Here is a 24,944-nt window from a genome sequence, read left to right on the forward strand (position 1 = left end):
CGACGGCGCGACTCGTGGACGTCGTCGCCGACGGTCTCGGCCAGGAGGTGCGCTTCGCGGCGATCACCGCGCTCACGACGGGTTCTCGGTCGCCCGGGTCGGCAGAGATCAACACGGTCGAACGGTTGCTTCCGCTCGGAGCCGGGCGCCGCTACCGCGTCCTCCTGACGGGAAGCGAGGGTGTCGACGGTGACGTCCGGGACGCCGTGCTGGGCGGGTGGCACAACGTGCTGCTCGCGCCCGAGGACTCGGACGCGCCCGGGGCGGGACAGGTGCTGCTCGGGCGGAGCCGTCCCCCGCCGAGATCGGGCGCGTGCTCGCGCCCCGGCTCGCGGCACTCCTGGGCCTGTGGGTGGGTCAGGACCGGGCTCCCCTCGACGACGAGCAGCCGTCGCCGGGTCCGCAGGTGCGCTTCTTCCGTTCGTTCACGCGATTCCTGGACGGTGCCGACCTCGAGCGACAGCTCAAGGTGGCCGTCCTGCCCGCGCCGGGGCGCCTCCACGCCCCGATGATCGGCGGCCAGCCGGCGCAGGACGTGCCCAACCCGCGCGCCGCCTCGGGCGAGATGGCCGACCGCATCTGGGCCCGGCACCGCCGGGTGCTGGACGGCGAGCGCTCACCCCGAGGGGTCGCCAGACCGGAGCCGCGATCGTGGCGGCTCGCGGTCCGGCTGTTCGCCTCGTTCGTCCTCGCCAGCCTCCGCAACGCCCCCGGCGCCTGGCTCGCCAAGGCCAAGGCCGCGGTGGCGTCCTCCGCGGCCGCGGCCGTCCACGACGTCGTCTACGGCTCCGGCTCTGCGTACGACGTCGTGGTCGCCGGCCGGTTGCCGGACGGTCGCCCGGCCCAGTGGCACGAGGTTGCCGACGCGGTCGGCGACCTCTCCTCCGCACTCACCTCGAGCGGCCACCTCACGCAGCAGCCCGCGCCGAGTCCGCTCGGCGAGCTGTGGAAGGACGTCGTCAACGGCGCCCTCACGCTCGGCGATGCGGGACGTCGCGATCCGGCCCTCCCGCCCGTGACGGTCGGGGCGGCCTCGCCGTGATCTCCGACCCGTCCGCGATCGTGCCTGACCCGACCGACCGCTTTCAGGTGTCGAGCGGCCCGGTCGAGGCGCGGCTCGGCGTGAGCTCCATCCCGGCGGCGGACGTGCTCGCCGCCAAGCGCCTGAGGTCCGAGCTCCAGCAGCTCGAGACGACCGACGTAGCGACGGACGCCGCACGGGTGCGCGAGCGGCTCGAGAGCTGGTACCCCCGCCGCTCGTCCTCGTTCTCGACCGCGTTCGCGAACCCGCTCGCCCAGCGACTCAGCGAGGTCACTGACGAGATCGCCCGCCTGCTGGCGGTGCTCAAGCGGCTGTCGGGGTCGGCAGCCGTCGGTGTGGACGAGGTCCGTCACCAGCGCGCCCTCGGCCGCCGGGTGCTGCTGACCGGGGTCGTCGGTGTCCTCCTGACGGGGCTGGGCTACTACCTGGTCAACCGCCTCGCCGACGGCGCCTGGGAGGCCTGGGTCGCCGTCGTGCTCCTGCTCGTGGCCACCGTGGCGGCGATGCTCGTGGTGTTCACGCACGGCCAGGCCGCGTTGTTCCGCGCGTTGAACTCGATGGAGACGGCGCAGTCCGAGCTCGAGCTCACGCGGGCCGACCTGGGCTTCGCGATCTCCCACCACCGGCAGCTCGTCTCCGCCTACCGGCAGTTCCAGTCGTGGTCCGCCATCCTCGGTGAGGTGCTCGCCCGCCCGTTCGGCGGTGCGGACGCGACGGACGAGGCCGCCGACCACTCGCTCGAGGGACTGCCGCGCTCGGTGCGGCGCGGTGCTGCCGCGGGTTCGCCGTCGGGACTCGGCTACGTGAGCGTCGACCTCCGCCGCCGGCACCTGCAGCAGGGCTGGCTGACCCGTCCGCTCGAGGCGGTGCAGGAGGACGGCGTGCGTCGTCTCGGACCCGAGGCCCAGCACCTCCGCGAGGTTCCGGACGCGATGTACACGGCCTCCGGTCTGGCGTTCCTGCCCGCCTGGACGCGGGTGGTCCTCGAGCGCGGTGTGGGAGAGGCACCCGCCGAGGTGGTCTGGCAGGAGGTGCGCGACGAGCTGCGCGACAACCCCACCGGTGCGCGTAGCACCCTCGTGGAGACCGTCCGCGACCACGGACGGGAGGAGTCGCTGGACGCCTTCCTCGGGGCCCTGGCCGGGCCGCAGAGCGCCCGGCCCTTCCCCCACGCGGTGCTGGTGCCCGGCGCCCGCGTCGGAGTGGCCCCCGTGCCCCAGGCGCCGATCGTCACACGGGCGTCCATCGGCCTCAGCTCGTGGGTCACCGTCAGCGAGCTGTCGGAGGGCTTCAACAGCTGGGACCTGCTCCAGCGCGGGGCGACGGCGACCACGGTCGCCGAGCCGCGGACCGCACCCGAGCCGGGTGCCGACGCCTCGACGACCGACACCCCCTCCGGACGCGCCGCGACGCAGCCGGAGGTGGACATCGATGACTGGACCTACTGAGCGGACCGTCGGCTGGACGGCCGCCGCGCGCACGATGCTCGACCTCGACCCGGAGAGAAACTCATGACCGCAGAGAACGCCCTCCTCACGTGGCTGGAGGAGAACCGCAACCGGGTCGGTGTCAGTCTGAAGGCCTCCCAGCTGCGACTGCTGGCTCGCGCGAAGACCTACTCGCCCGCCGAGATCGAGACGAAGCTGCCCGGCCCGGCCAAGCAGTTCGCCGCCGAGCTCGCCTCGGTGCTCCGCCCCTTCTCGGAGACGACGGAGGCCGGCGACGCCGCGCCCGAGCCGCAGCCGAGTACACCCTCGACCCCAGCGGTTCCCCCGCCTCCTGCGGCCGCGGCGTTCTCGGAGCGCCCTGCCGCGGCTGCGGAGGCGGCCGAGGAGTACTCGTTCGGCACGTACTTCCCCCGAACGCTCGCGACGGACCTCCCCGAGGCCGAGGTGCTGCAGGCCGAGGGCTTGCTCAAGCTCGCCTGGCGGGACAGGTCGGAGCACGACGTCGTGAGGTACCGCATCGTGTCCTCGCACGCCGGTCCGCCGTACCACCCGGATCGCGCCGATCCCGTTGCCGTGACGCGGACGCCGACGGTGGTGGACCAGGCCCCGTTCCTTCGCGCGGTCCGCTTCTACACGGTGTGGGCCTACGAGGGCCGCACCCTCGAGGAGGCGCTGGAGTCGAGCCCGCGTCAGGTCGCGCGAGCCACGGCCGTCGCGCAGGTGGCCGTCGAGCTGAAGCAGACCTCGCACGGTGCGGTGATCGCGAAGTGGACCGCTCCGGAGGGCGTGGAGGAGGTCCGGCTCTACCGGATGCTTCCGCACGAGGCGCCCTACGCCGGCACGGACCTGCAGTACCGGATCCAGGACTCCGACACCCTCCTGCGGGGCTTCGTCGACCGTGAGGTCGAACCCGGCCGGACGTACGTCTACCGGCTCGTCGCCGTCGCGCGGGATCAGCACGGCAACCTGCTGCGCTCCGAGCCGGAGGAGCTCACGATCGAGGTCCCGGCGCAGCTGCGCGCGATCGACGACCTGGGAGCACGGTTCCGCGACCTGGAGACCGGCGTGCGGGTGGTCGATCTCTCGTGGTCCACGCCCGGCAACGGCGAGGTCCGTCTGTACATGACGGACAGGGAGCCCGACGCCCGTGCCCTGGACGGGGAGTGGGAGGACCGCCCCGAGCTCCTGACCCAGATGGGCCTGTCCCCGGACGCGGTCCAGGCCTATCCGTTCGGGCCGACCGAGAGTGGCCTGACGGAGATGCGGGGCGTCGACTGGCGTCCCGGGAGCACTCGTCTCTACTTCACCCCGACCGTGAGCCTCAACGGCATGCTGCGGGTCGGGCGCTCCCGCTCGCTGGTGAACTCCCTCCCTCCCACCGGAGCCGAGCTGACCGAGCGCGTCTCGCGTCAGGTGGTCCGGTTCGAGTGGCCTCCGGGGGCGGCGTCGGTGAGCTTCACGCAGGGCCCGGTCGGGGGCATCCCTCCGAACCCGGCCGCCGGCGCGGCCTACGAGGTCAGCGCGGCGCAGTACGCCGAGCAGGGCGGCTTCACGTTCCCGCAGCGCCTCGCGCCGCGCGGGTGCCAGGTCTACCTCTGGGGCGTTGCTCACGACGCCGGCCAACAGTTCCCCAGCACGGTCGTCCGTCTGCAGTACCCCGGCCTCGCCGTCGCTCACTACCGGCTCGCGCTTCGTCGCGCCGCCGTGTGGAAGCCGGGATCGGTCACCGTGACGGTCTGGACCGAGGACGAGGTGCTGCCGCCGGCGCGCTTCCTCCTGGTGCACAACCCCGACCGTCTTCCGCTGTTCGACCACGACAGCGGGCCGAACGGATCGAGCATCCCGGTCCGTCTCGCGGTCGAGGACGGCGCAGCACCGCAGCCGATGTTGGAGACGCGAGCACCGATCCGGCGGGACGACCAGCCGACAGCCTGGGTCGGCGAGATCGGGAAGCGCACGGGCTGGTTCCGTCTGTTCGCTAGCACGCCTCCCAACCACCCGCCCCTGGCTCTGCTCGATCCACCGGCCAGCCAGCTCCGTCTCGCATGACGACTCGGACTGCTGCCCTCCTCTACACCTCGGCGGACGCCGAAGGAGCCCGAGGCGGGGGATTCAAGGTCACGTCCTCGCGCGGCGACCTCGAGGAGGGCGAGCTCGACGAGCTCGCCCGGTACCGGCCGGTGGCCGGCGGCCTCGACGACGAACCGCTGCCGCAGTTCGCCACCCCGGAGCAGGTGGCGGCGGGCCCGCGAGCGCTCGACTACCGGGCCGCCCTCGACGGCGTCGCGTGGTGGCACGTCGCTCCAGCGGGCTCCGACGCCACGGGACGCGGCTCCAACCAGGTGATGCACGTGGCGTTCGCCTCGGGACCCCTGCGCCATCGTCCCGTCGAGCTCTGGCGGTCGTCCGACTGGATGACGCCGTTCGGCAGCGACCAGGTCGCGGCGGCCTCCCTCGGGTCGGCGCTCCTGCCGACGGCGCAGGCCGGCCTCAGCCGCGAGGCCGTCCTCGACGGACTCGCCGGTGGTCGCGCCGACGCCCTCGAGACCCTCCTCGTGGTGGTGGACGTCGTCGTGCGTGCACTCGAGACCGGTGAGCTCGTGCTGCTGGCCGTGGACGACGCCGACGACGCCGCCTGGTGGGTGGCCGCGGTGACGCACCTCCTGCCGCTCGCGAGCGCGCAGCGCGTGACGTTCTCGATCCCCGCCGACGCGTCCCAGGGCGCCGGGCCGCTGATCCAGGTGCTGCGCGACGACGCGATCCTTCTGGGGTGTGTGGTCCGCTCCTCGCTGAACCTCGACGAGGTGCCCGCCGACGTCGTGCTGGTGGACACCGCCGCACCCGTGGTGCTCGGTCTCGGTGGTGAGGACCACCAGGTGGGTGCCCGGCGGGTCGTGGCGACGGAGATGTCGGCGCTCGCCCTGGAGCTCCTCGTGGACCCGGACCTCGCCGGCGCGGCGATGGACTGGGTCGACCAGACGCTCGCCCCTGCGGTCGAGCCGCGCTGGGCCCTGGCGGCGTCGCTGCTGCGCGATCCGGAGCGCTACGCCGATGCTGCCGCGGGGGCTGCTCGACTCCTCGTGATGCACGCCCCGCCGGCCGTCCCGGCAGAGCTGGCCGAGGTCGGGCGTCAGGCCCTGGATGTGCTCGTGTCCAACCGTGACGCCGAGCAGCTCTGGGCGCTCTACGCCCAGCTGGCCCCCACGAACGCCTTCCGCCCGTCGGTCGCTCTGGCCTATGTCCGACGCGCCCTGGTCGAGCCGTCGTGGCTGAACCGTTCCGTGGTCCCTGCCCCGGACGGTCCTCTTGAGGTCCCGGACGGGCGTGAGCTGCTCGAGGGGCTCGCCGACAGGAGTCGGGCCGATGCCGGCGCCGTTCCCCAGCTGGCGGTGCTGAATGCCGTCGCCCTGCTCGCCGAGGTGGGGGCGGTTCGACCTCAGGCGCCGGCGACGGTCGAGGACCACGCGGCCCTGGAGCTCCTTGCCGACATCGTGAGGCCGCTCATCGCCGTCGATGTCTCGTCGCCGGCCTGGGATCTTCTGCACGACGCCCCCGCCCCGGTCGTGCTCCGCCGCACGCTGGCGACGCTCGCTGTCGAGCTCGTGCAGGCCGACGCCGCCGTGAGCGCATGCCCACTCGGCGAGCGGCTCGACGAGCGGGTGACCACGTGGTTGCTGCCCGATCTCCGTGACGTCCTGGCCACCCCGGATCTCGAGGATCAGCTGGTGGCCGAGCGGCTGGTTCGGGCATCGCCGACGTTCCCGCCCCGCAGCGTCGAGCTCGCGCACGCCTTCGAGGCCGCCGTGCTGGACCGCGAGCGTGGGGGTGCCCGCGCCGCGGTGCTCGACCGCTTCGGCGAGCTGGACGCACCGGTGGCAGCGTCGATCCTGATGCGGCGCTCCCTGTACCGGCGGCACTGGCTGACGGACAGGGCGTACGTCACGTTCCTGCTGACGGCACCGTGGGACACGACGGTCGAGACGCTGTGTCGCGGCATCGAGGGCCGCACGGTGAGCGTCGTTCGTGACGCCGCCTTCCTCCGGTTGAGGTCACGTCAACGCCTCTGGCTGCAGGGCGATCCGAGCGTCGAGCTCGTGTCCACCGTCACCACCGTCCTTCGCAGCGCACCGACGATCGTCTCGGCCGCCGACCAGCAGCTCCTTGCCCTCCTGCAGGCGGTCCACTGCTGGGCCGAGATCGGGTGGGCCGGGCGCTCCCTCGAGATCGGGACGGACGGGGCGATGATGCAGGTGCTCGACAGTCGGACGTCGATCGCCGTCCAGGATGAGCTGGTCAGGGTGTGCGGCGCCGTCCCGGTGCTGGTCGCCTATCTCAGCGCGCTGTGGCACATCCCGCCGACGCCGAGGATCGGGATCGTGGTTCAGGGTGACGACGGCGAGCAGCCGATGCTCGAGGTGCTCGCCCGCCGGACGCTGGCGGAGGCGGACGACCTGTCGGCCCTGATCGCGAGCGTCCAGGCAAGGTTTCGCCCCAGGATCGCAGGAGCTGCCGTCGACGAGGCGCTGCAGCAGCTGGCTCCGCGCGGCGCGCGGCTGGCGCAGGGCGGACAGAAGCTGGTCGAGGGGGTTCGCGGCCTGTTCGGCCGCCAACGCTCGGAGTACGAGGAGAAGAGCTGACGATGGTGTATCACGAGCTGGTGGCGGGGACCGGGGCCGATCTCTCGGCCGGTGCGCTGGAGATCCGGCTGCAGGTGACGCAGTCCCTCGCCTCGACCACACGTGTCGAGGTCCGGTCGACCGACGGCGGGGAGGCGGCCGGCCTGATCCGGCACCTCCCGCTGGTCGTGGCCTTCGCGCACCTGGAGCAGGGCGTGCGGGTGTCCGCGTCGAGCAGCAGCGGGTTCCCGGCCGGGGCCGAGGTGACGATCAGCATCCGCGTGGAGGCGCCCGGTCGACGCAGCGACGAGGTCGTCGCGGAACGTCTGCAGGTCGGTGGTCAGCGCGAGGCTGCTCTCGTCGACATCGCGACGACGGACGGCGGTCTGCGGATCAGCCTGCCCCGGGCGGATGCCGCTCTGGGGTCGGTGGCGGACCACGCGCGCGGCGTGGCCCGCTCGTCCGGGCTTCCGTTCGTCCGACCGACGCGCGTCGTGGTCGACGCCTCCGCCTCGATGGGCGTCTACGCCCGCGACGGCCGGCTCGCCACCGCGGCCGCGATGGTGCAGGGGGTTCTGGCGTCCGCCGACGTCGACGTGACCTGGGTGCTCGCAGGACGCGAGATCTCGGCCGTCGCCGCCGAGCCCGGTGTCGACCTGCCCGATCGCCTCGCCTCGGCCGTGGCCACCTCCGCCCTCGTCGGGAGCTCCAGCCTCGAGCAGGCGCTGACGGCCGACCCGACGTCGTGGGTCATCACGGACCTTCCCCCGGCCGGGTGGGAGGCCGACACCGGTGGTCGTGTCCTGACGCTCGCCGATGCGCTCGACTCCCGGCCGGGAGTCCACCACCTTCCGCCCACGCCCGCGGGCCCGGAGGGCACCGATCGCCGTCGCGACGCCGTCCTCGCCCTGCTCGCCGACCAGTCCGCCCGAGGAGAGGTCCGATGACCGCCAAGTGCCCGCAGTGCTTCCACGACAGCCAGCCCGGGCTCGGCGCGTACCAGTGCGCACGCGCCTGCACCCGAGTGCACAACCCGGGCTCCTCGAAGGTGCTCGGTTACGACGTGTACCTTCCGCCGGGCCTGCGGTGGTCGCCTCCGCAGGACAGGAAGCGGGCGGGTGAGCGGCCGGAGTGCCCCCGCTGCAAGGGCCCCGCTCGACCGGCATGCCAGACCTGCAACTTCGCCTTCCCCGATCGCTGGCTCGAGGGCTCGACCGCGTGCATCGCCCTCGCCGGCCCGCGGTCGACCGGCAAGTCCGTCTACATCGCCGTCCTGGTCAAGGAGCTCACGCGACTGGCGATCTCGCTCGGCGGGATGCTGCAGGCGCAGAACGAGTACACCCAGCGCCAGTACGAGTACTACGAGCACCAGCTGTTCAAGGAGCGCCACCTCATCCCGGCCACGAGGCCGATGGGTCCGAGGGACGGGGTGCACGCCCCGCTGATCTACTCCCTCGGTGTCATCGCGGGCAGGGAGCGCTTCGTCGCCATCCGCGACGTCGCGGGCGAGGACCTGGAGCAGGCCGCGGTGTCACGCCCGGAGTGGTTGACGTTCCTCGGGCGGGCCGACGGGATCGTCCACCTCGTCGATCCTTTCGCGGTCCCCGAGGTCCGCGACAAGCTGCACGGCATCGTGCCGACCACCGGACTCGCGGGGGCGGCCGTTCCGCCGGTCAACGTGCTGCTCAACGTGCTGGGTGCGGTGTCCGCCACGCCTCCCGGGGAGCGGCCGCGCTACGCGCTGACCCTGTCCAAGTTCGACGTCATGCACCGCCTCGCCGAGGTCGAGGACACCACGTGGCGCCGGATCATGACGAACCCCGGCTCGGCGATGTCCTGGGACGTCCCGCCGGAGGGGATCGCCTCCGTGTCCGGCAAGGGCCTCACCTGGAACATGCAGGGGGCGGACCTGATCGGTCAGGAGATCGCGGGAGTCCTGGGGCTGCTCGGGGAGACGAAGCTGCTCGGCGCCCTCCAGAACGCCCCCGGCGGCGCGCCGGAGTACCGGCTGTTCGCCGTCTCGGCGATGGGCGCCGCCCCGGAGGCAGCGCGGCCCAACCCGCGCGGCATCACGCCCTTCCGAGTGCTCGACCCGGTCACCTGGATCCTGGAGAAGGCCTGGGCCTGAGCGGGACGGTCAGGGGGTGGCGGCCAGGGCGGCGTCGATAAGCGGCTCGTCCGGGCACTGCCCGAGCACACGCTGCATCGCCTCCTGCTCGGCCTGCGTGACGCGGAGGCCGTAGGCGACCTTCACGCTGACCTGGCGAGCGACGTAGGTGCACCGGAACTCCCGGTGCGGCGGGAGCCAGGTCGCGGCGTCACCCGCGCCCTTCTGCTGGTTGGTCGGGCCGTCGACGGCGAGCAGGTTGAGGGGGTCGTTGCCGAACTGGTGCCGGGTGGCCTCGTCCCACTGCTGTGCGCCCATCGCCCAGGCGTTGCCCATCGCCACCACGTGGTCGATCTGCACCTCGGAGGAGGTACCGGACCCGCGCACGAAGGCGATCTCGACGCCGGTGTAGGGATCGAGAAGACGTCCGGACTCGACGACGCACCCCTGGGTCCCGTCGCGCAGGACGACGTCCACGAGGTCGCGGCGCAGGACGTCGTTGCGGACGTCGCATCCGTTGCGATCGTGATCGACCGACCGGTAGGCGAAGAGGTCTCGGTCGTAGCCGGTCATCGGCGCCCTCCCCGCGACCTCCAGCGACGCGACGGCGGACAGCGCACTGGCGGGGTCCGGAGCCGGGTTCGGTTCCGGGGCGGGCTCGGGCGTCGGGGGAGCGACGACCTCGGGCGCGGCGTCGGGCGACGTCGTCTCCGCCGGCGACTCCGACAGCGAGGGATCGGGGACCGCTTCGGGAGTGGTGGGGGCGACGTCCGGCGTCGCGGGCTCCGCGACGGTGGACGACGGCGCGGAGGGCGCCGTGTCGACGTCGTCGCCGGGCAGCGCGACGGCGATGAGGGCACCGACGGCGGTCGCGCCGGCGATCGCGGCGGCTGACCGTCGCCACCACGTGTGGCGGGGAGCGGGCGGCGGGGAGGTGGGCTCATGCTTGGAAGTCATCGCACCATCAGGGATCGAGTTGAGGGGCCGGCTCGGTCGTCGTCATCGAAGCGTTCTCGCCCCCAGACGGGGGAGCCCACGCTGGGCCAGTGACAGGTAGTCGGAAGGTTCGAGCAGCTTCTTGGGGTCGAGGTCCTGACGGAGCTCGGCGACGAGGTACTCGAGCGCTCGGCCCTGCCAGAGGCCGTTGTGGACGAACGCCTCGACGGCGCGGTGACCGAAGGGGTGCGTCTCCTGGTGCCGGTAGGGGAGGTCCTCCTTCAGCAGCGCTCCGTCGAACACTCGCGTCCGCCGATCCATCAGGTCACCCGGAGGTCGACCCGCGTAGACGTAGAGCTTGAAGTTGTGCGATCCCTCGACGAGGAAGAACTCCCCGCAGTCGACGACGATGACGGCGGTGTGGCGATCGGTCGGGTAACGGCTGATGTCGGCCTTGTAGCCGCCGAGCTGGCGATTCACGGAGTCGCGGGCGTTGTCCCCCATGATGAGGCGGGTCTCGAGCACGACCTCCGACTCGTACAGACCGAGCAGGAACGTCTTCCGCGCGGGGAACATCCGCTGCAGGTCGTAGCGACCCTCAGATTCCCCGAAGCGTTCCACGGCATCGAGGAAGACCTTGAGGTCCTCGATGCTGAGCCAGCGCCGCATCGTCCGCACGCACTCGGAGGGGAGCGGTTGCCACCACCGGGCCCAGCGCGGCGTGTGTTCGAGCCTCGGGTCGCCTGCGACGTCGAGGATCGTCCTGAGCCACCGATCCGACGGACGGGTCGAGGTGCGGCTGGTCATCGCCTGGACGACGAGATGCCCGAACTGCAGCCCGTCCATGCCGGCGGCGTGGACGAGCGCCGTGTCGGAGAAGTCGTCGAGGAAGTCGAGGTCCTCGGGTCGAGCAGGATCGACGGTCCGGATCCGTTCGAGGTAGATGGCCTGGCGCAGGAGCTGTCCGAAGCGGCCGTCGGTCGCGCCCAGCAGGCCGTGGCTTCGGAGCCACTCGTCTAGCGAGACGTCCCGGGCTATCACCTCGCCGGCGACGGTCGACGGTCCGCGCTCGTCGGTCATCACGTCGCCCCGACGCCGGAACGCGGTGAGGAGGTCGGCGCCGCTGGGCTTGCCTGCAGGGACAGGAAGCGCGCCGACAGCGGCCCGAACGATCGCACCGAGCTCGGCGAACAGCCCCACCTCCCACTCGTCGAGGAGGTCGAAGTACGTCAGGTGCAGGTGTGCCAGAGCGATCGTGAGGAGTCGTCGGGGTCGATCGTGGGTCGGTGTCACCATCTCCCGGACGAGGGCGCCCCGCATCGTTCGGGCGGCCAGCTCGCCGTCGTGCTGCCAGACGTCGACCAGGGCGCGGGCAGTCTGCCGCTCGTGGAGTCGTGCGCGGAGGCCGTCGATCTCGCCTCGTTCGAGGAGGGACCTCACCTCGGCGACCCGCTCGTCGAACCCCCGGCCCGTCCCGGCGGTGCGGGCGACCTGGCGCGCTCCCGTCGTCAGGACACCCCAGCCGGCCGGCGTTCGCGCCGGCCACGCGGGAAGGTCACGAAGCGCTGGGGTGGCGAGCCTCACCCGTCCTCCTCGGCACCGGCCACCCGGGCGAGGTCGTCGGCGCTGGGCTGCTGGACGGTGAAGCGGATCTCGATCCGACGGTTCGCCGCCTGCTCCTCGGGGGTGTTCTGGGCCGCGGTGGCGGGACGCGTCTCGCCGTATCCCGACACGGAGAAGAGGGGGCTGCCGTCGGCCCGCTGCATGACGGACAGCTGCGAGGTCGGCCCCGGGTCCAGGCGCCACAGCTGCCACAGGGAGATGGCACGGAAGGCCGACAGGCCCCAGTTGCCGGTGCCGTCGAGGCCGCCGAACGCCCGGTTGTCGGTGTGCCCCTCGACGAACACCGTGTCGAGGGAGCGGAAGCGATCCCCGGAGGCGAGCGAACTGGCGATCGTCCTTCCGATCGCCAGGGCCGTCGGCTGGAATTCCGGCTTGATCTCGTGCGCACCGTCGTCGAAGCCGAGGACCTCGGTGGGGATGCTGAGCACGGCGTTGTTGTCCGAGACCGAGACGGGTATCCCCTGGGACTGGAGGTCGTCCGCGATCTCGACGACGACGGCGCTCCTCACGTCCTCCGTGGCGCTGAGCGCCCCGATCTGCTCGGAGAGCGCGAGCTGCTGCTGGGCCGCCCGCTCCTGTTCGGCGACGAGCGCCTCCTCGGCCCGGGTCAGCTGGAGGACGAGCACGATGACGGCGAGGATGAAGACGATCAGGAGCGCCGTCATCAGGTCGGTGAACGAGATCCAGTAGGGATTGGACTCCTCCGCGGAGCCTCGGCGTGATCGGAGGGCCCTACGCACGGGCCGGCTCCAGCTTCTGCTCGAGGCCGTCCACGACCTCGGCCAGCGCCTGGCTCGTGGTCAGCATGTGGCTGGCGAACTCGCGCGAGTGCGTGTCCCACTCGGCCATCCGCTCGCCGGTCTGCCTCGAGACCTGCTCGCTGTAGGCGGCGAGCCAGTCGCCGGTCGCCTTGTTGAGCTGCTCCACCTCGGACCGAAGGCCAGTGAGGAACTCGCGCTGCGACTCGCGCAGCAGCTCGAAGGTCGTCCCCGCCTCGAGAGCGGTCTTCTCGACGCCGTCGAGGGTGCGCTCCGAGGCCGCGCCGAGCTGGTGGAGCCGCTCGGTGTACGTGGTGAGGGCGTCGGTGGCCTCCTTCTGGGTGGCGGCGATCTGCTGACTTCCGACGGCGACGGCTGTGAGGCTCGTGTCGAGCCGCGACGCCGTGCCTCCGAACGACTCCGCGGTCAGGCCGAGGGTCGACGTCGAGTCGGAGAGCGAGGCGGAGGACCGCTGGAGCTCGGAGGCAGCGGAGCTGAGGTTGTGGCTGAGAGCCGCGACCGACCCCTCTATCGAGGACACGAGCTGGGAGACGAGCGCCGTGAGCGCGTCCAGCTCGGAGCGGAAGGCCCGCGACTGCTCGGAGGCGGCGGCGGACTGGGCCGCCGTCGCCTCACGGAGCTCGCCCATCGCCGCGACGATGGAGTTGGATGCCTTCGTCATCTCGAGGGCCTGCTGCTCGCCGAGGGTGCGGAAGCCATCCGAGAACTTGCCGACGAGGTTCTCGAAGACGTACGCCGACTGGCTGGAGGTTCGGTCGGCGAGTGCTTCCATCGACGGCGCGATCGATGTCTCGATCGCGCGCGTGAGCGAGTCCTGCATCGCCTTCGACATGCCGGTGACCGTCTCGTGGAGCGCCGCGGCGATCCGATCGGGCAAGCCCTCGAGGGCGTCCGCCGAGCTCCGTGTGTTGCCCTGGATCAGGACCAGGGCGCTCTCGGGCGAGTGCTGCTGGAAGTACTGGTCGACCGTGTGCTGGAGCTTGCCCGCCCGACCGGCGAGACGTCCGGTGCAGAGCTTCTCCGTGATGTTGACGACCAGGCTCATCGCGACGCCCCAGACGGACGCCGTGAAGCCGAGCGCCGCACCCGCGACCATCGATTCGATCCCCGCCCGCAGGGATTCAGCATCCGGGTCACCCAGGTTGAGCCCGTTGAGCCCGACGGCGAGCCCGATGAAGGTCCCGAGGAGTCCGAGAGCGGTCAGGACGGACGGCATCGCGCCGAGCAGTCGACCGCCCTGGAGCTCGGGTGCGAGACGTTCGAGGGAGAAGTACTCGGCGGCTGGGACGGCGTTCGTCGTCACCTCGCCGTCGGTCACCAGGGTCTCGTCGAACTCTCCCCACAGGTGCTTGGACTGGGAGTCCTGCGAGGCGGCGATCGCGGCTGCCCGGCCCCGGGCTCCCGGTCGGTCCTCGGTCGTCAGCTGCTCGGTCACCGTCTCGAGGTCGCGCAACGTCGAGTGCGCGCGTCGATTCACGATCGCCAGGAGCACGATGGTGAGGGCGAAGACGGCAAGGATCAGGCCGACGAAGGACTGGATGATCCCGGCGTGGGACTCATCGGCGAACTCGCCGCTCCAGGGGAACAAGAGGGCGAAGATGCTGCCGAGTGAGATGTCAGGCATGAGTGAGGCTTTCGTCTGAGCGCGTCGGCAGGTGGGCCGTGAGCGCAGGGGCGAGTGAGGAGCAGGTGGGGACGACGAACGGCGCGCGCGCGGGTGAGCAGCGAGGGCGATCGTCGAGTCAACTCCATTCTCTCCGACGGGTCCGACATCCGCCCCTTGGGCCGCGGAAGCGGGCTTTGGTCCACGCACAGGAGTCCGAACGGCTACCCCTTTCGGCTCGGTCTTAGCTTTGCGAGGCAACAGCCACTGCCCGCTCAAGGAAGCCGATGCTCGCCGGCCTCATCGATGCCGGCCAGGACTCGAGCCTGGTGGTGCGCCGGAGCCTGGGCGACGGCGAGCGCGAGGACACGATGGTCCGCGCCTTCGCGGCGGCCGGGGCCCAGGCGCTGATCCTGCAGCCGAGCTCGTCGGAGTTCGTGCCGCCGGCGGTGCTGGAGCTCATCACGAAGGCGTTCCCCGTGGTGATCCTGGACCGGGTCTACGACGAACTGCCGGTCTCCTCGGTCTGCTCGGACAACGTGACGGCGGGGCGGGTGGCGACGGACTACCTGTTCTCGCTCGGACACGAGAGGCTGGGGCTGATCAGCTCGGACTCGGAGGTTCGACGCTGCGGGACCGGCGCACCGGGTTCGTGGCGGAGCACGCGCACCACCACGTGCCGCACGACCCGGCGAACGAGTTCCGCGCGACGCGCTCCACCGTGCCGGGCAGCCACGCGACGCCCGACGACGACGTGCGCGCCCTGGTCGGCTACCTCACCGACCGGCCGGACCTCCAGGCCGTGGTGGTGACGGAGTACCACCTCGCGGTGCTGGTGCGGGAGGCGGACGAGCAGGTCGGGCTCCGGGTGCCGCAGGACCTGTCGATCGTGTGCTTCGACCACCCGGGCCGGTTGTTCGACCGCGGCAGCTTCGAGTTCACCCACATCGAGCAGGACGAGGCCGCGATGGGGACCGAGGCGGTGCGGATCGCGCGCGAGCTCGTGGCGGATCGCGGGCGGGTGCAGCGGGTGGCGTTGGAGACGCGGTTGGTGGTCGGTGGGTCGACGGTGGACGTGCGGCGCTAACGTCGTCGCACGGAGCCTGCTCGACTGGGTCGCTGATCCCACGGTGAGACCGGGCAACGGGCCCGACGGCGAGCACGGCCCGCATCACCAGGTACAGCACGCTTTGTGACATCCAGGTGTAGGGCGCGAAGTGGATCGCGGCGGTGACCGTGAACATGAGCGGGAAGATGGCGTACCGCTGCGGGGTGACGAGCACGATCAGCAGCGGCCGCATGAGCAGCTGCGAGCGGAAGTCACGTTGCCAGGAGGACCAAGCAGACCCCCGGCTCTGTCGACAGCATGCGATCTTGGCCCAGAGCATCAGTCGAGTGAATCGTGGCGGGCGCACGAGCGCTGTGAGCGCGGGTGCTTGCTACGCGTCGAGCAATTCGTCCGACTCTCACGTGCACCCAATCCCGGCGCGCAGCCTCCGAACGGACCGGCAAGGTTCGTCCTTCGTTCGGACAAGTGCCGTCCTGGCGGGGCGAGTACCGAGCCACGCAATCACCGGACGGCGTGGCGGCACAGCCCGACTAAGTTCCAAAACGTATGAAGCTTTGCTGGCCAGAAGCCCCCCACCGTGGCATGCTGAACTAGTTCGGTCACATCGGCTATTTCCGGCGGCAGAATAAGGGGCTCGTTCGTGCGAATCGTAAGGTATCCAGCAGTTGGCCGCCCAACCGACACCGACCGCAAGAATCTCGACGAACTCGTCATGATAACCCAGGTGGCTATCGCGGGCGCCAGCATTGAACGCTGGGCGTTGGCTCAAGTGGCGAAGAATCAGCGACTCAAGTTGTCGAGTTCCGTTCCGGCCGACTTGCGTGAGTCCGCGAAAAAGCGGCAGTACGAGGTCGCTGTAGTCGAGGCATTCCTTCGCCTGGGCGCCCAGAGTTTCGCCGCACATGGCAGTGAGGCTCTGTGGGAGCGCCAGTTTCGGACTGGCCAGAGGGGAAGGCCCAAATCGGTCGATGTGGCTCTCTTCAACGAGAAGAGAATGGAGGAAGCGTGGATCGAGTTTGGGGAGTTTAGTTCGAGCAAACTACGGACGGATGCGGCGAAGTTGCTGGCGCTGAAGCCTGCTCAAGGATACTCCGCGGCGCGCTTTCTGATACTCTATGATGAGCATCCGAAGAGGGTGACAGGGGCGTTGGCCCAAGAGTGGGTCGAGGCGACGGCAAGCGCCGCCGAATCGGCCTCGACAGTAGAGATGAAAGTACAGTTGCGCGTAACCGCGGTGATGGACTCAGCCATAGTTGAGTCGGCCTCATCGGAAGGCTCAGTGAGAACGGCCGTCTTCTCGATAGGTGATGCAGTTCCTGTTCCGATCGTCGCTACTGATGAACACGATGGGGGATAGGGGCAAATCTAGGCGGCTGGCCGCGTGGACCGGGTGAACCCCTCGGCGTCCTCCGCCGCCTCAAACGCGGCAAGCGACCTTGCCAAACCACTCCACGCCTCGTCGAACTGCCCGAGTAGGCCTCGCGCAGAGATTGAGCCGGACTACCCTACGGCGCGCGGCCGTGACGAAAGGTGGGCGGGAGTCGTGCAGTAGACCTGGGTACCTGCCGTGCATTGCATCACCGCCCAGCCATCGCGGCCCAGACCCGGTCGGGCCGCTGCCTGAGTTCGCGCGCGTCGGTCCAGATCACCGTTCGACCAGTGGCCGCAGCCTCCTGCTCGGCTGCCGTCTGCGCCTCAGACCTGAGGGATCCAAGGCGTGGCCACAGCGGGTGACCGATGAGCGCGACCGCACCCTCGGACTCGACCGCATCCAGATTGGCGATCTGCGTTGGGTGAACTCCTGACAGGTAGCCGTCGAACGCCCGCGCGAACCTCTGGGCGCTCGGCCCCGCCTCGCTACGCCAACCTCCCGCGGGCAGCGGGCGACCGAGGACAAGGTGGGCAACATCGAGCGCCAGCCGCCAGTCGAGCAGACCGTGGAGCCGGTGGTTGTCCCAGGACCTGAGGCAATCGGGGCACGACGAGTCGCATGCGACGTGACCTGGGCTGCGCCAGGTGAGCCCGACGTCGTCGACAAGCCTTTCCACGACGTCGCCGATCCGTCCTCGGCCGAGCTCGATCGCATAACCCGCGCCGTTCTCCAACGTGTCGGCTAGGTAGATGAGTTCGGTCCTGTGTCCGTCGACCAGTCGCGGCTGGACCCCTGCCGTGAGTTCCGCCGGATCGATGTCGAGCTCGTGCTGTGCGCCCCGTCGCAACGCCTCGGCGAAGGATCGGATCGCCGCCGGCCCAGACGGGCAGAGATCGGGATCGGTGTGGATCACGCCACCCGGGAGATCGAGGTTCGTCCCGAGGAGCAGCACGGCGTCGGTCACCCTCACCTCGCCGATGACCAAGGGTCGAGCGAGAGGCGTTTGCGGCTTGGATGCGATGTAGGAGCCGTCACCCAGCCGCTTGAGATCGAACCCCGCTCCACCGTTGTCGTTGACGGTGACGAGCTTCTGCCGGGTGAGGGGCCAGACGTCGAGCCGCGCGATTCGGCTCGGCTCGGGAAGCCGACCGATCCAGCTCAGCATCGGCTCAGTCGCATGTGGGCGGGTGCCATCCGACACCTGGGCATCGATCTTGGCACGTGGGTCCGTGCGGAAGCCGAGAGGCTGGTGCAGTCGCATCTCTCGCATGGCACCTGAGCACACCGGGCAGGTGAGTTCGTCGGGTGACGCCGACGAGAGGAACTCTGCTGTCTCACAGTCACGGCATCGCCAGATGGTGACAGCAGGGCCGAGGGCGTCGGTTCGCCCCGAGCGGCGGACGGGCGGTGTGGTGAAGCCGTCGGCCGTGTGGACCCACCCGTCTCGGACTATCTGGGCCCCCGGTGCGAAGAGGGAGACCGCCTGGCCGAGCGGCCGGCTCGTGACCTCCGGCTTTCCGGGAGAGCCCTCGAAGAGCGACCGTACCCCTGTGGGGAAGCCGAACATAGGCAGAACGCCGCCGGCCGCGAGTTTCTCGCTCAGCGAGGGCTTGACCAGCCCGGGATCGTCGACGATCCCGTCTACAGCGCCGACAAGGTCCTCGCGCACCCACACGATCTCGCTGTCGACATCGACCCGGGTGTAGGCGCTCAGACGTCGAACCACAGGGTCTACTTCCGGCGACGTGGACAGCCAGCGAGCGATCTCGTCACGGCGTTGTGGCCATTCATCCTCAAACCCGAACTCACCGTGCACGCTGTCGCCGCGTGGAGGGGGCGGGCTCTCGATCGCCCGGAAGGCACGACGCAGGACCTCCGCAGCGATGACTCTCCGCACGACCTCGGTGCGTGAGACGTCGATGAACGGGGCCGGAGGTGCGTCACCCGTAATGCGCTCCGGCGCGTTGAAGTAGTAGTCGTCGTGCGAGCGGTCTCGACTCAAGGTCAGGGCGAAGGAGAAGGGCTGACCCGCCCGTCCGGCTCGACCGACCCGCTGCTGGTAGTTGAAGCGTTGCGGGGGCATGTTGCCCATGACGCTCGCGCGGAGCGTTCCGATGTCGACGCCTGCCTCCATCGTCGTCGTCACGCTGAGAACATCGAGCTCTGAAGTCAGTGCGTTCTCGATCGGTGCGGGGTAGAGCGCACCGCGGAAGACTCGCTGTCGCCGTCGTGCCTCCGCAGGGGGGCGAGTCTGGCCGGTCAGCTCAGCCACTGCCAGGCGATGTGGTGAGTGTCGGCTGAGCCAGCCGTAGTAATCGCCATCACGATCAGCAGCGGCGTCTCGTTCCGTCGGAGTCCCCGGGCATCCCGGCCGCGTGCAGACACCCCCGCTGGGCTGCAGGTGACGCCGCCCGCAGAACGTGCACTCCCATGTCGTCGCTCCTGCTGGGTGCACCTCGATCGGGACAGCCAGGCTGCTGAGCGCGACCATGTTGTGCTCCAGGAGGGGCTCTAGTAATTGTGTTACTCGGAGGACGACCGAGTCCGGATTCTCGCCTCGCCGCCTGGCGTATCGCTCGAGGTAGTCCTTGGCCGACGTGGCGAGCGGACTGCTCGGAGGATCGAAGTCGTCCTGTGGCTGCCACCTCCCGCCCATCAGGAGGAGCCGCAGTACCGAACTGATGGCCTGGTGGTCACCCTCGGGAGCTCCTGCCGGTGCCAGCCAGGCGACATGGGTCGACTCCAGGTCGCGCCCATCGGTACCGGTCAGCAGGCGTCCGAGTGAGCCAGCGAGCGCGGTTCGGTACAACGCTTGGTGCCGCTGGCGGACAGCGAAGTCGAGTGGTGTCCACAGCCCGGGCACGGGCGGTTCGAACGCGCGGAACCAGGGCGTGTCACCGCCGTCGAGCGCGTACAGGCCGGCTCGTGCGCCTCCCGGGGGCATCCCGATCTCCACCAGGCGCTCGCCCACGGCATCGATGAGCGGGGCCCAGGCGAGCACGGGCGTCGGGGTCGATCGCTCGAAGTCCTCGATGAGCTCATGGTCTGCCGCCGTCGCTCTCTCACCAGCGCGGAAGCGGTAGGCGTCGGCGACACTCGGGTGCTTGCGTGCAAGGTCGGCGGCCCGTTCGCGGAGGGATGGCGATAGCACGCGGGTCGCATCTTGGTCGAGGATGTCGGCGTCCGAAAGCAGAGGCCGCTGAGTCACTTGCTCGACGACCTGGCGAAGGACGTCCTGGTAGTGGTTGAGGTTGAGGCCGAGCGCCACGCGAGCGGCCTCGTCCCGACTGTCTGAGAAGACAATGGTCTTGCCGGAGCCCGTCGAGCTCAGTTCGTTGAACACGTTCTCGACGATGAGCTGCACGGCTTGCGAAGCACCCTGGGTGTGGGCTCGGATCGGAGAACGAACCTCGCCCTGCGACAGGCGGGTTTGGTGAGGTGCGGCAACACAGCGGGGGCACCGACTCGGGAGCGCCGGCGGAACCCAGCCGCGGGAGGTGGTTCCGACCGCTGTTCCTGTGCTCTCCTCGCCGCTGGTAGACAGCAGGCCGATCCGAGGGTCAAGGGCGGCCGGGACGAACTCGAACTCAACCTTCGCCTCGCCCTTGCGCGCATGCTTCCAGCTGCCACCGCTGGGAGCGACCCCGGGCCAGTACCAGCGGTACTCGCTTCGCGAGCGCTGGAACACCTGACGCTGCCGGCTCTCGGCGTCGCGGGCATCAAGTCCGAGGAACTGGGCGCCGTTGACCTCGTCGAGAACCCAGCCGCCGAGGCTCACCTCGCCGCAGGTGAAGCAATGCAGCGTCTCGAGGACCCGCCCTCCACAGGGGCAGAACCTCTGGGGGCGGGTGAAGAGCTTCCCGATCCCGGAGCGCTCCGTGGTCAGCTCACCGCAATGCGGGTCACTGCACGCCCACAGGCCGCGCATGGTTCGCGTGAACACGTGAGCTCGGAAGGTGATCGAGGGGCGCTCCTCGTCGGCGAGGCGTTCCCAGAGCGGCGTGAGATCGGAAGCCGGGTTACCGGTGAGACGGTCGGCGATGGTCGATTGCGAGGTTGCTCGGATTTCGCCGTCACCGCCGCGACATGCTGCGGCGACGAGGTCGGCGAGGTCAGGGTGTTCGACGAGCTCCTCGATCCGCTGGGGTCCAGGTGGAACTGGGCTGACACTCTCCTGCTCGCCCGGGATGATGCGGAAGGACTCGGCGGGCAGGCCGAAGAAGTCCGAGAGGTAGCTCTCACCTCCCTCACCGAGAGATGCGCTCGTTCCGATCACCCGGATCTGGGGCGACGCGGGCGCCAAGCCCAGCCGCAGCAAGAGGTTTCGCAGGATCAGGCCAATCTCGGTGCCCGTGGTGCCGCGGTAGAGGTGCAGCTCGTCGACCACCAGGGTGAAAACGTTGGCCGGGTCCTGCGCGAGCCATGCCCGGGTGCTTTCGAACATCGGTTGTTCGAGCGAGCGCATGAGCATCACGTTCAGCATGGAGTAGTTCGTGACGAGAACGTCCGGAGGGCTCGCGATCATGTCCCAGCGCGTGACGAGCTCGTCCCGACGAGGGTCCTGCAGCTGGTCCGCGAGAGCACTCTCGGATCCGAGGGTGTCGAACTCCTCCGCGAGCTGACGAAGGTCCTGCGCGACGGCCGCGACGCTGTTAGCACCAGAACCGCCCCCGCCTCGCGGCCCAGGGAGGGTTGTTCCACCAGGAGAGGCAGAGGTGTATCGGCCGAACCAGAGGGAAGGGCCGCCTCGACCCCGGATGCCGCGCACGGCGCGCCGCAGGCGCGTGATCTGGTCGTCGACCAGGGCGTTCGTGGGATAGAGCACGAGTGCCCTGACCGCGGCAGGCCGTCCCGTCGGGCGGAGAGGGCGCCATCCCGATGCATGCGACTCCCACCATGGAAGCGGCGGCGCCTCGCGAGGCCATGTCCGTGACTCGAGGATGAGGCGCGCAAGTATCGGGAGGAGGAAGGACTCGGTTTTACCTGAACCCGTCCCGGTGGTGATAACCGGATTGTGTGCCGGTGAACCGTGCAGTGACGCGCGAAGCGAGTTGGCCTGGTGCGTCCCGAGCAGCGTCTCACGTGGATCGGAACCGCCGAAGATTCCGCCGATGAGGGCGTGAGACTCTCGTTCCGTCAGCCCAGCGTCGAAGGCGGTCTCGACTCCGGGTGCTGTGCGCCGATAGGGGATGACTGGCTCGATGAGCGGGTCAATTACGAGTGCGTGATCACGGGTGAGGAGCCGGCGTCGTTCCTCCCGCAGGAGAGGATCCCGGAGCCAGAACGTGGTGTCGATGTACCGGAGCATCGCTTCACGAACAGCGTTGACGACAGTGCTGGGGTTCGGTGCAGTCACGATGCCCCTCCAAGGGCGCTATAGATGACGGCGGCGGCCTCGGCGGGGACGTCCCGGTAGACGGTGTAACTTCCGGCGGGACTGTCGCGGCGCATCGGTGGTTGCCCGGAGGCGAGCGTGACGGCTCGGCCGTACATTCCGGGCAACGGGGCACCGAGCGGTGCTACCAGTTCACGATCATTGGGGTGGTAGGAGATCAGCGGCCTCCCATGCGGCGCCAGAAGCGGGGCGGCGTGTTTGGCTAACGCCACGTTGGTGATGCGGGCAGTGCCGCTCTCGACGTCGGTCGCGGTCCGCACGAAGTACGTCCTGGAGTAGCCGCTGGTGCGATAGGAGCCGACCGTGTCGGTCGACGCGACCCGGACCCAGGCATCTGTGGAGGGTTCGTAGCGGTCGATCACGAGTGCCGAAGGGGCCGAGGTGGTGGGAAGGGCGGCGAGGACCTGTCGGAGGGCCGGGAGTACGCGGGCGAGGCCAATGCCTGGCTCGCTGACGACCGTGGCCCCGGGCACCACCTGGCGCAGTTCCTCTAGTGACGCAGTCGTGGTTCGCCGTGCGGGAGCACCGTCCCGGCCATGAGTGGTGATCGCAATGCCGCCCCGACGCATCTGACGCAGGAGAACACGCGGCCAGTGCCCGATGAGCTCGCTGGTCTGTTCTCCTGAGACGACGACGATGCTGGGGGAGGTCTCCCAGTGGGTGAGCTCCAGCGTCAGCGGATCGCGGACGATCTCGATGTGCCCGAGCCCTTCGAGCACGCGGACAACCTCGTGGAACGAACGGGCGGACGGGTCGAACTGCTGGGTGAGTGCGCGGAGATCGTCAGCATCGCCCCCTCCTACGCACACCACGGCATCCAGGAGAAGGTCCCAGTCAAGCGCTGAGGTGAGTTCGCGTTCCTTGCCGGTTTTGAGGGAGGGCGCGGCAACGCCCACCATCTGGAGCCGATTCCGCTCCCACGCGCGGTAGTTGCGGGCGTAGCTATTGCGGTATCGCTTGAGTCGTCCGCAGCCGCGACACACGCCGAGGCTTGTCCCTGTCGCGTATCCGCCCTTCGTGAGGGTCGCAGTCTCGACGTCCTCCACGTGCTTGCCGGTGAAGAGACACGAGTCGGGGATGGGATTGGAACCTCAACGCGAGCGATGGAGGCATAGTCTCGCTTTCGACGCCACCACGGGTGTGAGGGGACGTCAGCGACCGGATTCTCGTGGACCGCGTCAATCGTGTGAAGGAGAACCCCTTGCACGCCGGGCCGGTCGGCGGCTTCGTCGAAGATCTGTGCCGCTGCGAGAGCACTCTCCGTGGCGTGCCAGACCCCTTCGTCGACGCCCACGAGAGCTTCCCCGTCACTCTCATGCAGCGTGAAGGTGCACTCCGACGAGCGGCCCGAAGTGGTGTGCATTCGAACTCCGTACTCGCCCCGGTCGAGCGGCGGGTCTAGCTCGGTGAGATCGATCGCGAGTGCCTGCCCGTTCTGCGAGTGCCAGGGTTCGGTAACCGTGCTGAGAGTGCCGTCGGTGCGGTCGAACAGGTGCAGAGTGAAGCCTTCGCCATCGGCGTCCGCCGTGATGACGGGCGGACGGCCCCGGTGAAAGGTTGCCTCGCCGGGGAGGCGCAGACCGCCTGAGAGGCGAACGACCGCTCGAGAGAGCGGGATCAGCGCCGCGCGGTCGTCGAACTCTCCGATGTCACCGACGGGCCTGTTCAGGATCGTGACACCTCGGATCAACTTCCAACCCGATGGAAGGTCCGCGGTGTCTGAGGCGTTGTGAATGCTCCAGCTGGTTCCCGAGACCTCGGCGAGCAGATCACCGAGCTCGAGATCGTCCCGCACGAGCAGCGTCAGTGCATCGCCGACAGCGACCTGGCTCACCTCCTGCCAGACCCCTGTCATTTCTTCCTTGCGCAGCACGACGAGGCGGCGCGGGTTGTGCCGGAGACGCCCTGCGATGGAATCGTCGAGCTCGATCACACCGCTGAGGAGGTCTCTGGGTTCGACCAGGTGCTTGAGGTCCCGGATGATCATCGTCCCGAGGCGCGCGGGAAGAAGGTCGATCGCCACCGGGCCGGTCACGGTATGAAGGTGAGCGGCTCGCGGCTCGTCCGATCGCGGCAGTGTGAGCGACAGCCCAAGAGTGATCGATCTCGTCAGGGCTCGCTCGGCCAGAGTCAGCCGCACCCGCCCCTGAGAACCGGTCCGCGTTGACTCCGAGACCGTCCCGTCCCAAGCGGCGAGGACGTCGGCAACCGCTTCGACGAGGTGCTCCCGAACGTCGGCCTTCGCCCAGAGGGCCCGTAGGTGGCTGGTCGGCCGTCGTGACCCGACGATCCAGCTCTCGAAGAGATCTTGAAGTTGATCGAAGCTGATCTCGGATCGCGGAGGCAGGTCGAACTCAAGGAAGAAGTCCTCGAGCCGTCGGCGGTCGGTGTCACGGATCAGAGCCTGCGCAAGGGCACGACCGATGTAGTGATGTCCTCCCACCGAAAACGTGACGGGCCGTCCACGGGAGCCCCCCTGGTGGTCGAGCCAAGTGGCGAGCGAGTCCCACAAGGAGTCGGCGGCGGCGCGGTAGGACTCCGAGGCTCGGGTGCGATCGATCTCGAGCAGCCGGCCGAGCTGCCCGTGGTAGTTCGAACTCGACATGCCGTCGCGCTGGGCCATCTCCTCGGCTGCACGTTCGAAGACTGCGAGCAGACCAACTCCTGGGGGCGGTACGGTCGGATCGGTGTTCCGCCGCCAGCGCTGCGTTGCGTCTACGAACGTCGCGAATGCGGTCCGCTGTCCCGTGGACCTCAGCGCGGCCCGCACGCCGGCGATGAGGTCATCCAAGACATGGTCCTCGGGGATCGATCGAGCTTCGGCGAGCCGACCACGAGCGTCTCCACCGATATCCAGGAAGACGACACGGGGATGGTCGAGTCGCGGGTACACAGCCTCGACCACGTCTGCGTTCCAGGAGAGGTAGTTCTGCCAAGCGGTCGTCATCGTCCAG

Annotated in this window: 15 protein-coding genes and 1 pseudogene; 9 read left to right on the top strand and 7 right to left on the bottom strand. The window is 69.7% G+C overall.

The window, feature by feature from the left end; all coding sequences use genetic code 11:
- The first annotated feature begins 313 nt into the window (after positions 1-313).
- The 6 genes from C8046_RS11690 to C8046_RS11715 all read left to right on the top strand — a co-directional run bounded on the left by C8046_RS11690 (position 314) and on the right by C8046_RS11715 (position 9,234).
- Positions 314-1,042, top strand: coding sequence for a hypothetical protein (locus tag C8046_RS11690; protein WP_146197139.1), 729 nt, complete (start codon positions 314-316; stop codon positions 1,040-1,042).
- Positions 1,043-1,122: 80 nt separating this feature from the next.
- Entirely contained in the window at positions 1,123-2,490 is a 1,368-nt protein-coding gene (locus C8046_RS11695; RefSeq protein ID WP_146197140.1) for a hypothetical protein, read from the top strand.
- Positions 2,491-2,553: 63 nt separating this feature from the next.
- A complete protein-coding gene (locus tag C8046_RS11700) occupies positions 2,554-4,539 on the top strand; it encodes a hypothetical protein (RefSeq protein WP_109229595.1) in 1,986 nt (661 codons plus the stop codon).
- A complete protein-coding gene (locus C8046_RS11705) occupies positions 4,536-7,127 on the top strand; it encodes a hypothetical protein (RefSeq protein ID WP_109229596.1) in 2,592 nt (863 codons plus the stop codon). The genes C8046_RS11700 and C8046_RS11705 overlap by 4 nt, the downstream gene beginning before the upstream one ends.
- A gap of 2 nt (positions 7,128-7,129) precedes the next feature.
- The gene (locus C8046_RS11710; protein WP_109229597.1) at positions 7,130-8,053 is read left to right on the top strand and encodes a hypothetical protein; all 924 of its coding nucleotides are present in this window, start codon (positions 7,130-7,132) and stop codon (positions 8,051-8,053) included.
- Positions 8,050-9,234: a hypothetical protein gene (locus C8046_RS11715; protein WP_109229598.1), complete on the top strand. Its 1,185-nt coding sequence runs from the start codon at positions 8,050-8,052 to the stop codon at positions 9,232-9,234. Before C8046_RS11710 ends, C8046_RS11715 begins: the two co-directional genes overlap by 4 nt.
- A gap of 9 nt (positions 9,235-9,243) precedes the next feature.
- On the opposite strand, the gene C8046_RS11720 is transcribed toward C8046_RS11715, so the two are convergent.
- From C8046_RS11720 to zorA, 4 genes are read right to left on the bottom strand one after another with little or no spacing between them, the layout of a single operon-like run.
- On the bottom strand, positions 9,244-10,170 hold the full coding sequence (locus C8046_RS11720) for an HNH endonuclease family protein (RefSeq protein ID WP_199224456.1): 927 nt from the start codon (positions 10,168-10,170) through the stop codon (positions 9,244-9,246).
- 42 nt (positions 10,171-10,212) lie between these two features.
- Positions 10,213-11,733 carry an EH signature domain-containing protein gene (locus tag C8046_RS11725; RefSeq protein ID WP_109229599.1) on the bottom strand — a complete coding sequence of 507 codons (1,521 nt, stop codon included), beginning with the start codon at positions 11,731-11,733 and terminating at the stop codon, positions 10,213-10,215.
- On the bottom strand, positions 11,730-12,512 hold the full coding sequence (locus C8046_RS11730; protein WP_235866304.1) for an OmpA/MotB family protein: 783 nt from the start codon (positions 12,510-12,512) through the stop codon (positions 11,730-11,732). Before C8046_RS11730 ends, C8046_RS11725 begins: the two co-directional genes overlap by 4 nt.
- The gene (zorA, locus tag C8046_RS11735; protein ID WP_109229601.1) at positions 12,505-14,175 is read right to left on the bottom strand and encodes an anti-phage ZorAB system protein ZorA; all 1,671 of its coding nucleotides are present in this window, start codon (positions 14,173-14,175) and stop codon (positions 12,505-12,507) included. The genes C8046_RS11730 and zorA overlap by 8 nt, the downstream gene beginning before the upstream one ends.
- A gap of 266 nt (positions 14,176-14,441) precedes the next feature.
- Between zorA and C8046_RS20220 the strand changes: the two are divergent.
- The 3 genes and pseudogenes from C8046_RS20220 to C8046_RS11750 all read left to right on the top strand — a co-directional run.
- Positions 14,442-14,759, top strand: a pseudogene (locus C8046_RS20220) (hypothetical protein); the annotation flags it as partial.
- 23 nt (positions 14,760-14,782) lie between these two features.
- On the top strand, positions 14,783-15,241 hold the full coding sequence (locus tag C8046_RS20225) for a substrate-binding domain-containing protein (RefSeq protein ID WP_419183578.1): 459 nt from the start codon (positions 14,783-14,785) through the stop codon (positions 15,239-15,241).
- A 622-nt stretch (positions 15,242-15,863) separates the two neighbouring features.
- Positions 15,864-16,580 carry a hypothetical protein gene (locus C8046_RS11750; protein ID WP_146197141.1) on the top strand — a complete coding sequence of 239 codons (717 nt, stop codon included), beginning with the start codon at positions 15,864-15,866 and terminating at the stop codon, positions 16,578-16,580.
- A gap of 220 nt (positions 16,581-16,800) precedes the next feature.
- Here C8046_RS11750 and C8046_RS11755 read toward each other — a convergent pair whose 3' ends face one another.
- The 3 genes from C8046_RS11755 to C8046_RS11765 form a co-directional block, all read right to left on the bottom strand.
- A complete protein-coding gene (locus C8046_RS11755; RefSeq protein ID WP_109229604.1) occupies positions 16,801-21,903 on the bottom strand; it encodes a DEAD/DEAH box helicase in 5,103 nt (1,700 codons plus the stop codon).
- Positions 21,904-21,947: 44 nt separating this feature from the next.
- Complete coding sequence (locus C8046_RS11760) at positions 21,948-22,709, bottom strand: hypothetical protein (protein ID WP_158277206.1); 762 nt, start codon at positions 22,707-22,709, stop codon at positions 21,948-21,950.
- Positions 22,710-22,789: 80 nt separating this feature from the next.
- Positions 22,790-24,937, bottom strand: a complete 2,148-nt coding sequence (locus C8046_RS11765) for a hypothetical protein (protein WP_109229606.1) — start codon at positions 24,935-24,937, stop codon at positions 22,790-22,792.
- Between the last annotated feature and the right edge of the window lie 7 nt (positions 24,938-24,944).

The organism is Serinibacter arcticus (assembly GCF_003121705.1).
Lineage (GTDB): Bacteria > Actinomycetota > Actinomycetes > Actinomycetales > Beutenbergiaceae > Litorihabitans.